Genomic DNA, 11,518 nt, shown 5'->3' with positions numbered 1-11,518 from the left:
TCAACTAATGGCGTTATTCAACACTCCGGCGACGCCATAACATGAGAACTCCGATCGACGACGAGATTTGCCGCATGACTTCATTACTGGACAAACAGCCAAACACATTACCCAACGACGAAACGGTCAAGGCGCTACTCGACAAAATCAATGACTGGGACAAAGCCAAGATCCTCGAGCGTTTCATCTCCCATGGCTTACCCAACGCTGATGCCGCGAAACTGGCGGGGCTGCGCTCAACCCTGGTCAAGGCGATCCCTTATCAGAACTATTTCGAGAAAATGCTTCGCGAACTGGCAACGCCGGAAAAATTCTGCGGCCGAATGCTCAGAATTGAGTTGCAGAAGCAATACGCCAACGCATTCCGAAATCATGACACCATCACGCTCAAACCGGCGGCCACCAAGCACACAGCGGCGCTCAGCCTGAGCCTGCTGCATGCGGCGATGCTCAACTTCACCGATACCGAAACGGGTAAATATCACTTTTCCCTCGACAGTAAAACGCAACCCGACCCTCAGGATGCGCCGTTCGAACCGGCCGATCAGGCCAGCATCACTGCCCACGATTTTGCGGCGTTGAGCCGTACCCTCGACCTCGGCGGCGCCTATCAGAAACATCTCAACCTCACTTTTGAAGTGTCGAGTGTTCGACTGAGTGCGGTTAGTCTGGGCAAACTCAATATGAGACTTGCAGCCTACGAGAAATCCCTGACCAAACGCATATCCGATGAATTACTGTCTACCTTGGTGGACTTTACCAACGACAATAACGATATCGACAACGGTGCAACTTTCAATCAGGAAAAAATCCGTCTGATGTCGGTAAAACTTTTTCGCAAGTATACGATTCACGCAACACTGATCGTCTGTCGCCTAAACCCGACAGCGACACAAGACAGCTACATCCTTTATATCCCCAATGATCCAGGCCAAGGCTTTTATGAGGAAAAAGACGAAGACAACATCAGAACAAGACTGGCAACGCACATCATAGCAATGCCTTCTTTGCGCAGTTCGATTGCCTCGCACCTGAACAACATCGACCAAGATGACTTTTAAAATCGCGACCACACCAACATGTCGTTAAAAGACGATATTGCTTTCACCCCGCTGGACAAGTGCATGTTTCACTCTCTTTTCATGCATCGCCTGGACAAGCTGTTATCCGACGTCAAAGAAGTGGCCGTACCGGTGGCCAATGTCAATGAAAGTGTGCATGCCCAGCGCCGGGAAAATCATCTGCGACACAGGCGCCCGCCCCTTTCCGCCACTTTGATTTATGAGTTCAGCCGGCACTGGCGCACCACCGCAGCCGATGCCTTGCTGGGCACAGTGTTCACCGGCCTCGAAAACTGGACGAGCAGAGAAAAGCACACCGCGTTGGGGCAACTGCTGGACCTGCAAAAGTCATTGGCAGCCACCGATACACAAAGCCTCGGTGCGGATGCCAGCGGCGAATCGGCAGGGGAATACTTCAAGACATTCGAAGTGCAAGAGCATCCGCACCTGCAGCAAGGGTATCGGCTGTGGAAACGCGCATTGACCGGCTATGAAGTCCCTTCTCACGTTGCAAACCGGGTGACGGATGACGCGTACTCCGACGACGATGATCGCCGGGTGCTGAACTTCAACGGGCGTCACTACATCCAGATCGACGCAACAGTGTACGAAGTGGAACCCAACCCCTTGGCCTGGCGTATTCGCCATCCTTTGAGTCGCTCTAGCTATCAGCCAGCCGTGGTGTATTCGCCCAGTGCTGGCTGGCGTTTGCACAGTCAACAGGCTGTCCCCGCGCCCCAGCCCTGACTCGCCGTCACTCGGCAATGATTGCAAGCACGCTTTGTCGTGCTATCCGCCTTATAACTTATCGTTCTAAAACTCCACTTACCGCGGCGGGTCAGTTTCTGAGTACCCGCCCTTTTGGCGAGGTACGGCTTGACCCCTCCCCAACGGAAAAACCGGTAAGGACTTTATGTGCGGATTAGCTGGCGAGTTACGTTTTGATCAACAACCTGCAGACCTTGCAGCGATCGAGAGAATCACCCATCACCTGGCCCCTCGCGGCCCCGACGCGTGGGGCTTCCATGCCCAAGGGCCGATTGCCCTGGGCCATCGACGCCTGAAAATTATGGACCTGTCGGACGGCTCGGCGCAGCCGATGATCGATAGTGAACTGGGCCTGTCCCTGGCCTTCAATGGCGCGATCTACAACTTCCCGGAACTGCGCGCCGAACTCGAAGCGCTGGGTTACGCCTTCTATTCCGGTGGCGATACCGAAGTGCTGCTCAAGGGCTATCACGCCTGGGGCGAAGCGCTGCTGCCGAAGCTCAACGGCATGTTCGCGTTTGCCATTTGGGAACGCGACGCCCAACGCCTGTTCATCGCCCGCGACCGTCTCGGCGTGAAGCCGTTGTACCTGTCGCGCACTGGTCAGCGTTTGCGTTTTGCTTCGGCCTTGCCGGCGCTGCTCAAGGGCGGCGACATCAACCCGATCCTCGATCCGGTGGCGCTCAATCACTACCTGAACTTCCATGCCGTGGTCCCGGCGCCACGCACCCTGCTGGCCGGCATTGAAAAGCTGCCACCGGCGACCTGGATGCGCGTTGAAGTCGACGGCCGCACCGAGCAGAAAACCTGGTGGACCCTGCCTTACGGCCCGCACGAAGACGAGAAAAACCTGAAGCTGGAAGACTGGGTCGACCGCGTCCTCGACAGCACTCGCGAGGCGGTGGCGATTCGTCAACGTGCGGCGGTGGATGTTGGTGTGCTGCTGTCCGGCGGCGTCGATTCGAGCATGCTCGTTGGCCTGTTGCGTGAAGTCGGCGTGGAGAACCTGTCGACCTTCTCCATCGGTTTCCAGGATGCCGGCGGCGAACGCGGTGACGAGTTTCAGTATTCCGATCTGATCGCCAAACACTACGGCACTCAGCATCACCAATTGCGCATCGACGAAAAAGAGATCATCGAGCAGCTGCCCGCCGCGTTCCGTGCGATGAGCGAGCCGATGGTCAGCCATGACTGCATCGCTTTCTATCTGCTGTCGCGCGAAGTCGCCAAGCACTGCAAGGTGGTACAGAGCGGCCAAGGTGCCGACGAACTGTTTGCCGGTTATCACTGGTACCCGCAAGTCGATGGCGCAGCCGATCCGTATGCGGCGTATCGCAATGCGTTTTTCGATCGCAGCTATGACGACTACGCCGCCACCGTGCAACCGCAATGGTTGACTGCGCATGACGCGGCCGGTGATTTTGTGAAAGAACATTTCGCCCAGCCCGGCGCCGACGCAGCCGTCGACAAAGCCCTGCGTCTGGACAGCACGGTGATGCTGGTCGACGACCCGGTCAAACGCGTCGACAACATGACCATGGCCTGGGGTCTGGAGGCGCGTACGCCGTTTCTCGACTATCGACTGGTTGAACTGTCGGCCCGTGTCCCGGGCCAATTCAAGCTGCCGGATGGCGGTAAACAAGTGCTGAAAGAAGCTGCACGCCGAGTCATTCCGAGTGAAGTGATCGACCGCAAAAAAGGCTACTTCCCGGTGCCCGGCCTCAAGCACTTGCAGGGCGACACGTTGAACTGGGTACGCGAACTGCTGCTTGATCCGAGTCAGGATCGCGGCCTGTTCAACCCGGCCATGCTCGATAAATTGCTGACCGATCCGCAAGGCCAACTGACGCCGTTGCGCGGTTCGAAACTGTGGCAACTGGCGGCCCTGAACCTGTGGCTCAGTGAACAAGGAATCTGATCGATGAAACCCCACGCCACGGCCATCAACCAGCGGCTGCTTCGCGGTCAGGCACCGTCCTACGAACGCTTGCAGGCACGTCTGGCCGAAGACGGCAGCACGTTGGCCGCCGAGCCGATTGCGCTGCATTGCGGCTGGGGCCGGTTACTGATCGGCCACACCTTTCCTGACCCGGCATCGCTGGCGCAGGAACTGCTCAAAGAGCAGCCCGGCGAGCGCGATATCGCGCTGTACGTCGCTGCACCGCAGCAGATTCTCGGCCTGGAGCCGACGCAATTGTTTCTCGACCCGTCCGACACTTTGCGCCTGTGGTTCAGCGATTATCGTCAGGCCACCCGAGTGTTTCGCGGCTTTCGTATCCGCCGTGCACAGAGTGAGGCGGACTGGCAGGCGATCAATCTGTTGTATCAGGCACGCGGCATGTTGCCGATCGATGCCACACGGCTGACTCCGCATCACCAGGGCGGCCCGGTGTATTGGCTGGCCGAGGACGAAGACAGCGGCGCGGTGATCGGCAGTGTCATGGGCCTGAACCATCAAAAAGCCTTCAACGATCCGGAAAACGGCAGCAGCCTGTGGTGCCTGGCGGTTGATCCGCAGTGCTCGCGCCCGGGAGTCGGTGAAGTGCTGGTGCGACACTTGATCGAACACTTCATGAGTCGCGGCCTGAGCTATCTGGATCTGTCGGTGTTGCACGACAACCGCCAGGCGAAAAGTCTTTATGCCAAGCTCGGTTTTCGCAACCTGTCGACCTTCGCCATCAAGCGCAAGAACGGCATCAACCAACCGTTGTTTCTGGGCCCGGGGCCGGAGGCGCAGTTCAATCCGTATGCGCGGATCATCGTTGAAGAAGCTCATCGACGCGGCATCGACGTGCAGGTGGATGACGCCGATGCCGGGCTGTTCACCCTCAGCCACGGCGGGCGTCGCGTGCGTTGCCGCGAATCGCTGAGCGACCTGACCAGCGCGATCAGCATGAGTTTGTGTCAGGACAAAAGCCTCACGCACAAAGTGCTGAAGGGCGCCGGTCTGAACCTGCCTTCGCAGCAACTGGCCGGAAATGCCGACGATAACCTGGCCTTCCTCGACGAGCATCAGCGAGTGGTGGTCAAGCCGCTCGACGGCGAACAGGGCCAGGGCGTGGCGGTGGATCTGCAGAGCATCGAAGAGGTGCAGCAGGCCATCGAAACGGCGAAGCAATTTGATAGCCGCGTGCTGCTGGAAAGCTTCCACGAAGGGCTTGATCTGCGGATTCTGGTGATTGGCTTTGAAGTGGTCGCTGCAGCGATTCGCAAACCGGCGGAAGTGGTTGGCGATGGTCAGCATTCGGTGGGCGCGTTGATCGAAGCGCAGAGCCGCCGTCGGCAAGCGGCCACCAGCGGCGAAAGCAAGATCCCGCTGGACCACGAAACCCAGCGCACCCTGCATGCGGCCGGGTATGACTACAGCAGCATTCTGCCGGCCGGTGAACATTTGTTTGTGCGGCGCACGGCAAATTTGCACACCGGCGGCACTCTGGAAGACGTCACGGCGATTCTGCACCCGACCCTGGTCGATGCCGCCGTGCGCGCGGCGCGAGCGCTGGATATTCCGATGGTTGGCCTCGACTTGATGGTGCCAGCGGCGGATCAACCGGAGTACGTGTTTATCGAGGCCAACGAACGCGCCGGGTTGGCCAACCATGAGCCGCAACCGACGGCGGAGCGGTTTGTCGATTTGTTGTTTCCGCACAGTCAGCCGGTTGTTTCTTGAATCCGCTTTGTCTGGGCTGACGCCTTCGCGAGCAAGCTCGCTCCCACATTTGGAATGCATTCCCCTGTGGGAGCGACGGTGCGACGATTCGACCTGCTCGCGAAGAGGCCCTTAAATCCACCACCCATATTTCCTCATCGAAACCATCGGTGTGCTCAACCCATCAGGAGTTTCCATGACCACGCAAATCCCCGAACCGGATCTCAACTACCTGCAAAAAGTCCTTCTGGAAATGCTCGCCATTCCCAGTCCCACCGGGTTCACCGACACCATCGTGCGTTACGTAGCCGAGCGTCTGGAGGAACTCGGCATCCCGTTCGAAATGACCCGGCGCGGCACCATTCGCGCCACGCTCAAGGGCAAGAAAAACAGCCCCGACCGCGCCGTCTCGGCGCACCTCGATACTATCGGCGCCGCCGTCCGTGCGATCAAAGACAACGGCCGTCTGACCCTCGCCCCGGTCGGCTGCTGGTCAAGCCGTTTCGCCGAGGGCAGCCGCGTCAGCCTGTTTACCGACAACGGTGTGATTCGCGGCAGTGTCTTGCCGCTGATGGCCTCCGGGCATGCCTTCAACACTGCAGTGGACGAGATGCCCATCAGTTGGGATCACGTCGAACTGCGTCTGGACGCCTACTGTGCGACCAAGGCCGATTGCGATTCGCTGGGTATCAGCATCGGCGACGTGGTGGCGTTCGATCCGCTGCCGGAGTTTACCGAAAGCGGCCACATCAGCGCCCGCCACCTCGATGACAAGGCCGGGGTTGCGGCACTGCTGGCGGCACTCAAAGCCATCGTCGACAGCGGTCAGGAACTGATGATCGACTGCCATCCGCTGTTTACCATCACCGAAGAAACAGGCAGCGGCGCGGCGGCAGCATTGCCGTGGGACGTCAGCGAATTCGTCGGCATCGACATCGCGCCGGTCGCTCCCGGCCAGCACTCCAGCGAACACGCAGTGAGTGTGGCGATGCAGGATTCCGGCGGCCCGTACGACTATCACCTGTCGCGACATTTGCTGCGTCTGGCCGGTGAAAACGAACTGCCGGTGCGCCGCGACCTGTTCCGTTATTACTTCAGCGATGCGCATTCGGCGGTGACGGCCGGCCACGATATCCGCACCGCCCTGCTCGCCTTTGGCTGTGATGCGACCCATGGTTATGAGCGCACGCACATCGACAGCCTGGCGGCTCTGAGCCGACTGCTCGGGGCTTACATTCTGAGTCCGCCGGTGTTTGCCAGCGATGCGGCACCGGCGAATGCTTCGCTGGATCGCTTCAGTCATCAGATTGAACATGACACGCAGATGGAGAGCGATACGCGGGTGCCGTCGGTGGACAGTCTGGTGGGGCAGCGTTCCGATAGTTAAATCATCGTTGTTTGGAATACCGCTATCGCGAGCAGGCGAAGGCCTACCTTGGGAATGCGTTCCCTTGTAGGAGTGAGCCTGCTCGCGATGGCGTCAGTACAGGCAACACAAAACTGGCAGCCAACCCGCAATCGCCGTAGCATCCCGACATTGATTTGACCGAGGTGCCCATGCTCATTCCCCACGACCAACTTGAAGTCGACACCCTCACCCGCCTCATCGAAGATTTCGTCACTCGCGACGGCACCGACAATGGCGATGACACGCCACTGGAAACCCGCGTGCTGCGCGTGCGTCAGGCCTTGACCAAAGGCCAGGCGCTGATCGTCTTCGACCCGGAAAGCGAGCAGTGCCAGTTGATGCTCAAGCACGATGTGCCCAAGCATCTGTTCGATTGAAATCCTCAGCGAACTTTCTGCGTGGCCTGCTTGCGCTGAATCCGCTCATAGACCTCCGCGCGGTGCACGTTGACCTTTTGTGGCGCCTCGACGCCAAAACGCACGCTGGAGCCGTTCACTGACAGAACGCGCAAGGTGATGTCATCACCGATTGAAATCAACTCACCAACGACACGGCTGAGTACAAGCATGAGATTCGTCCTTCAGGGTTAGCGAACCCTGAAGATGCGCGGCTTGCCGCGGCTCTACAATGCATGGAGGGCAAATCAGTTTTGCCTTACAGCCATGCTCGCATCAAGCCGTCAGACGTTTCCGACAACCAACCCTCACGCCGCAGAAAATCGCGGCCCGAACAGAATCACGCTGGCGCCGATCACGCACAGTGCCACGCCGATCCAGTCCGAACCCAATGGACGCACCCGCTCGACCAGCATCAGCCAGCCAATCGACGCGACGATGTAGATCCCGCCGTACGCGGCGTAGGCGCGTCCGGCATAATTGGCTTCGACGCGAGTCAACAACAACGCGAACAAGGTCAGACTGAGCAGCGCAGGAATCACCCACAGAGCACTTTTGCCCTGGCGCAGCCACATGAAGAAGGCGAAACAACCGGCGATTTCAAACAACGCCGCGAGGAAGAACCACAAGTAATTGAGCATTGACGCGTCTCGACAGGGTGACCATTGCGGCCACCCTAACGATGCCGTCTGCAACGGGCAAGGTCAGCCGTTATTCTGTTTGGCTTTGGCGCGCATTTTTTCGGCCATGGAAGTCATCTCGTTGTAGAGCAGTTGCGGATTCTTCTGCTTGATAGCCCACGCCATGCGCCCTTGTTCGTGGGGCAGGATCATGAACTCGCCGGCCGCCACTTGCTGATAAATGTAGTCGGCGATGTCCGCCGCCGTGATCGGCGAACTTTCCAGCAACTTGCCGACCTGCGCCTTCATCGCCGGCGTCGGGCCACGGAACGAGTCGAGCAAGTTGGTCTGGAAGAATGACGGGCAAACGACATGCACGGCGACTTCCTGTTGCGCCAGTTCAATCAACAGGCTTTCCGAGAGTGCAACCACGCCGGCCTTGGCCACGTTGTAGTTGCTCATCGCCGGGCCTTGCATCAATGCGGCCATGGAGGCGATGTTGATGATCTTGCCTTTGCTTTGCTCGAGCAGCGGCAGAAACGCTTTGCAGCCCTTGACCACGCCCATCAGGTTGATCGCGATCTGCCAGTCCCAGTCTTCCAGCGACAGTTCGCTGAAGAAACCGCCGGAGGCGACACCGGCGTTGTTGACGATGATGTCGATGCCGCCGAGTTTCTCTTCGCAGGCCTGAGCGAACGCAGTGAGCTGGCTGTAATCACGCACATCGCAGCGCTGAACAAAACCGTCACCACCCGCCTCACGGACCATTTTCAAGGTTTCCTGCAGGCCGGGCTCGCTGACGTCGGACAAGGCCAGTTGCCAGCCTTGACGCGCCCAGCGCAGCGCGATTTCGCGACCCAGGCCCGAGCCCGCACCAGTGATCATCATGCGATTTTGCATAGCACACAGCCTTGTTGTTCCGGGGAAGATGCGCGGAGTGTAGCGAAGGATCGGCGCGCGCCCACGCTCCATCAAGTTGCTGAATGCAAGATCAAAAGATCGCAGCCTTCGGCAGCTCCTACTTGGAGTCGTGCAGGAGCTGTCGAGTGAAACGAGGCTGCGATCTTTTCGCTGCAAAGGAAATAATCGAGCAATCCAAATACATTAAAAAAACATTGAATTTTCTTTCACGCGCACCGGTCGGAATTTGTAAGCCGTCTGGAATTACTTAGTCTCCAGTCGCCCTTGAATACCAAGACTTCTCGAACACTATCAACAAGGAAATCGACATGGGCACAATTCTAATCATTATCCTGATCCTGTTGCTGATCGGTGGTCTGCCGGTCTTCCCGCACTCCAGAAGTTGGGGTTATGGTCCTTCGGGCATTATCGGCGTGGTGTTGGTGGTGCTGTTGGTCCTGCTGTTACTCGGTCGGATATAACGCTTCAAGCAAGCGTAAAAAAAGAGGCCCTGTTCAGGGCCTCTTTTTTATTGCGCGGATTTTACTGTAGGCGAGCGATCAATCCGGCTTGCCGTGGATGACACCGGCGGTGTTATCCATCAGGCTCTTGGTTGCCGTTTGCAGGAACGCTTCGAGTTTGAGTTTCAACTCGGCGGTACGCGGTGCATTCGGTACCACTTCGGCGTGCGGATTGGCACCCAGTTGGTACTGCCACATCTTCGGCCCCATGTCCTTGTCTCTCGGCAACACCAGAATCTGGTCAGCGGTGACGATGGCAGTGGTCTGCTCGCTGCCCGACGGCTTGATCACACCGAAACCGGTGTCGCCTTCAGGCAGGTTGAGCAAGTCACGGCCCCAGCACTGGTGACGCACTTCGCCACCGAGACGGCCCATGATGGTCGGCACGATGTCGATCTGCGTACCCACGGTGTGGTCACGGGTACCGAACTTCTCCTGAATGCCCGGCGCAATCATCAGCATCGGCACGTTGAAGCGACCCAGGTCCATTTCGGTGATCTGGCGTTCGTTGCCGAAACCGTGGTCGCCGACGATGACGAACAGCGTTTCCTTGAAGTACGGCTCTTTGCGCGCCTTCTCGAAGAACTGACCCAGCGCCCAGTCGGAGTAGCGCATGGCGGTCAAGTGTTCGTTGAGGCTGCCACGATCGGTCACGCGCTCGACCGGCAATGGCGTCGGCAAGGCGTATGGCGTGTGGTTGGACAGGGTTTGCAACAGCGCATAGAACGGCTTGCCGTTTTCGCGTGCTTTAAGCTCTTGCAGGCCACGGTCGAACATGTCCTGGTCGGACACGCCCCAAGTCGGATCGGAGAACACCGGGTTGACGAAGTCATTACGGCCAACGAAGTTGGTCATGCCCTGGTTGCTGAAGAACCCAGACTGGTTGTCCCAGGCGAAGTCGCCGTTGTAGACGTACACGTCGTCGTAATCACGGGCGCTGAGCACCTGCGGCAGGCCGGACAACTTGTGGCTGCCTTCCGGGGTCTGCATCAGGTATTCGAAACCTGGCAGGTTGGGGAAGCAGGCCATGGTCGCGAACATGCCCTGGTGAGTGTGCGTACCGTTGGAGAAGAAGCGGTCGAACAACAGGCCTTCCTTCGACAGTTTGTCCAGGTATGGCGTGATGTTGCCTGGCGCGCCCAATGCACCGACCGAGTGACCGGCCATGCTTTCCATCAGGATCACCACAACGTTCTTGATCGGCAGGGTCTTGTCGGTCGGCGGCGTGTAATCACGGCGCACGGCGGCAATATCGGCATCGACCAGTTTGTCATCCGGCAGCAGCAGCATGTCGCGCACGACTTTCTGCGCTTGCTCCTGCGGTAACGTGGCTTTCCAGATATTGTCGCGATCCTCGCCCATGCGGGACTTGGCGGCCTCGATCAGTGACAGCGTGGCATTAAGGCCGAGCTGGTTGGCGAAGTTCGAATCGGTGGTGTACACGTCACCCCAACGCATTGGCGGGCCTTGACGCAGAGTGCCACGGGCGGCAACCACGCAGATCAGCAGGCAGACCACAAATACCGCAAGACGGGTGTACCACGGCGCCACCTGACGGGTGCTGACGCTACCGCCGCTGAAAGGACCGCGCGGACGCGTGGCACGGTCGGCGCCTTTGAACGCCAGTGTCAGGATGACGGTGCCGATGACCCAAGCCAGCAGATAACGAACTACCGGGAAGCCGTACCAGAGCATGCTCATCACGGTTTTCGGGTCTTCTTTCACATACTGGAACACCAGACCGTTGAGGCGCTGGTGGAACTCGCGGTAGAAATCCATCTCCATCAGGCCGAGAAACAGCGCAATGCTCGAGGCGATCGTCAGCCACAGACGGAAGAAGCCGCGTGCGGCCATGGCGCGGGCACTGAACAGCGCCAGCACCAGCGGAATGCACACGTAAACCACCAGACGCAGGTCGAAACGCAGGCCGTTGGCGAAGGCTTCAAGGAAAGTCGAAGCCGGGGTGTCGAGGATCATCTCGCGGTTGTAGACCAGCAGCGCGAGGCGCAGCACGGAAAACATCACCATCATGACCAGCGCGCAAAGCAGCGTGTAGGCCAGATGCGATTTGACGGTCGGTTGCAGCAGGCGAGCAGAAGATCGCTGCTGATTCAGGGCGTCCGGGTTTGCCATGTCGTTTTAGGACCCATTGGAAGTTGAAGTTGCAAAAATACAGCGGCGCCATGCCCTCTATTG

Annotated in this window: 11 protein-coding genes; 7 read left to right on the top strand and 4 right to left on the bottom strand. The window is 58.6% G+C overall.

What is annotated here, in order from left to right:
• Positions 1–74: 74 nt before the first annotated feature.
• The 6 genes from ACI514_RS03770 (at position 75) to ACI514_RS03745 (ending at position 7,263) form a co-directional block, all read left to right on the top strand.
• Positions 75–1,061, top strand: a complete 987-nt coding sequence (locus tag ACI514_RS03770) for a dermonecrotic toxin domain-containing protein (RefSeq protein ID WP_405123105.1) — start codon at positions 75–77, stop codon at positions 1,059–1,061.
• 18 nt (positions 1,062–1,079) lie between these two features.
• A complete protein-coding gene (locus ACI514_RS03765; protein WP_405123104.1) occupies positions 1,080–1,808 on the top strand; it encodes a hypothetical protein in 729 nt (242 codons plus the stop codon).
• A 166-nt stretch (positions 1,809–1,974) separates the two neighbouring features.
• A complete protein-coding gene (locus ACI514_RS03760) occupies positions 1,975–3,747 on the top strand; it encodes an N-acetylglutaminylglutamine amidotransferase (RefSeq protein WP_405123103.1) in 1,773 nt (590 codons plus the stop codon).
• A gap of 3 nt (positions 3,748–3,750) precedes the next feature.
• Positions 3,751–5,499, top strand: coding sequence for an N-acetylglutaminylglutamine synthetase (gene ngg, locus ACI514_RS03755; RefSeq protein ID WP_405123102.1), 1,749 nt, complete (start codon positions 3,751–3,753; stop codon positions 5,497–5,499).
• 175 nt (positions 5,500–5,674) lie between these two features.
• Positions 5,675–6,865 carry an osmoprotectant NAGGN system M42 family peptidase gene (locus ACI514_RS03750; RefSeq protein WP_077574040.1) on the top strand — a complete coding sequence of 397 codons (1,191 nt, stop codon included), beginning with the start codon at positions 5,675–5,677 and terminating at the stop codon, positions 6,863–6,865.
• Between the two features lie 170 nt (positions 6,866–7,035).
• On the top strand, positions 7,036–7,263 hold the full coding sequence (locus tag ACI514_RS03745; protein ID WP_003199186.1) for a YheU family protein: 228 nt from the start codon (positions 7,036–7,038) through the stop codon (positions 7,261–7,263).
• A 5-nt stretch (positions 7,264–7,268) separates the two neighbouring features.
• On the opposite strand, the gene csrA is transcribed toward ACI514_RS03745, so the two are convergent.
• The 3 genes from csrA to ACI514_RS03730 form a co-directional block, all read right to left on the bottom strand.
• Positions 7,269–7,454, bottom strand: a complete 186-nt coding sequence (gene csrA / locus ACI514_RS03740) for a carbon storage regulator CsrA (protein ID WP_077574041.1) — start codon at positions 7,452–7,454, stop codon at positions 7,269–7,271.
• Between the two features lie 135 nt (positions 7,455–7,589).
• Positions 7,590–7,922, bottom strand: coding sequence for a YnfA family protein (locus ACI514_RS03735; protein WP_405123101.1), 333 nt, complete (start codon positions 7,920–7,922; stop codon positions 7,590–7,592).
• A gap of 63 nt (positions 7,923–7,985) precedes the next feature.
• Positions 7,986–8,801, bottom strand: coding sequence for an SDR family oxidoreductase (locus ACI514_RS03730; RefSeq protein WP_160058978.1), 816 nt, complete (start codon positions 8,799–8,801; stop codon positions 7,986–7,988).
• 323 nt (positions 8,802–9,124) lie between these two features.
• On the opposite strand from ACI514_RS03730, the gene ACI514_RS03725 reads away from it, so the two are divergent.
• Positions 9,125–9,283, top strand: a complete 159-nt coding sequence (locus tag ACI514_RS03725; RefSeq protein WP_169432680.1) for a DUF3309 family protein — start codon at positions 9,125–9,127, stop codon at positions 9,281–9,283.
• Positions 9,284–9,361: 78 nt separating this feature from the next.
• Here the strand turns inward: ACI514_RS03725 and ACI514_RS03720 are convergent, their stop codons facing one another.
• A complete protein-coding gene (locus ACI514_RS03720) occupies positions 9,362–11,455 on the bottom strand; it encodes an LTA synthase family protein (RefSeq protein WP_160058979.1) in 2,094 nt (697 codons plus the stop codon).
• Positions 11,456–11,518 lie beyond the last annotated feature (63 nt).

Source organism: Pseudomonas sp. M20 (assembly GCF_045037865.1).
In the GTDB taxonomy this organism is placed as follows: domain Bacteria; phylum Pseudomonadota; class Gammaproteobacteria; order Pseudomonadales; family Pseudomonadaceae; genus Aquipseudomonas.
The sequence above is the reverse complement of the archived record's forward strand: the minus strand, read 5'-3'. Positions and strand labels throughout refer to the sequence as shown.

Excerpts from the sequence above, each read along its gene's own strand:
- ACI514_RS03770 (WP_405123105.1), top strand. The coding sequence starts at position 75 with ATGACTTCATTACTGGACAAACAGCCAAACACATTACCCAACGACGAA.
- ACI514_RS03765 (WP_405123104.1), top strand. The coding sequence starts at position 1,080 with ATGTCGTTAAAAGACGATATTGCTTTCACCCCGCTGGACAAGTGCATG.
- ACI514_RS03760 (WP_405123103.1), top strand. The coding sequence starts at position 1,975 with ATGTGCGGATTAGCTGGCGAGTTACGTTTTGATCAACAACCTGCAGAC.
- ngg (WP_405123102.1), top strand. The coding sequence starts at position 3,751 with ATGAAACCCCACGCCACGGCCATCAACCAGCGGCTGCTTCGCGGTCAG.
- ACI514_RS03750 (WP_077574040.1), top strand. The coding sequence starts at position 5,675 with ATGACCACGCAAATCCCCGAACCGGATCTCAACTACCTGCAAAAAGTC.
- ACI514_RS03745 (WP_003199186.1), top strand. The coding sequence starts at position 7,036 with ATGCTCATTCCCCACGACCAACTTGAAGTCGACACCCTCACCCGCCTC.
- csrA (WP_077574041.1), bottom strand. The coding sequence starts at position 7,454 with ATGCTTGTACTCAGCCGTGTCGTTGGTGAGTTGATTTCAATCGGTGAT.
- ACI514_RS03735 (WP_405123101.1), bottom strand. The coding sequence starts at position 7,922 with ATGCTCAATTACTTGTGGTTCTTCCTCGCGGCGTTGTTTGAAATCGCC.
- ACI514_RS03730 (WP_160058978.1), bottom strand. The coding sequence starts at position 8,801 with ATGCAAAATCGCATGATGATCACTGGTGCGGGCTCGGGCCTGGGTCGC.
- ACI514_RS03720 (WP_160058979.1), bottom strand. The coding sequence starts at position 11,455 with ATGGCAAACCCGGACGCCCTGAATCAGCAGCGATCTTCTGCTCGCCTG.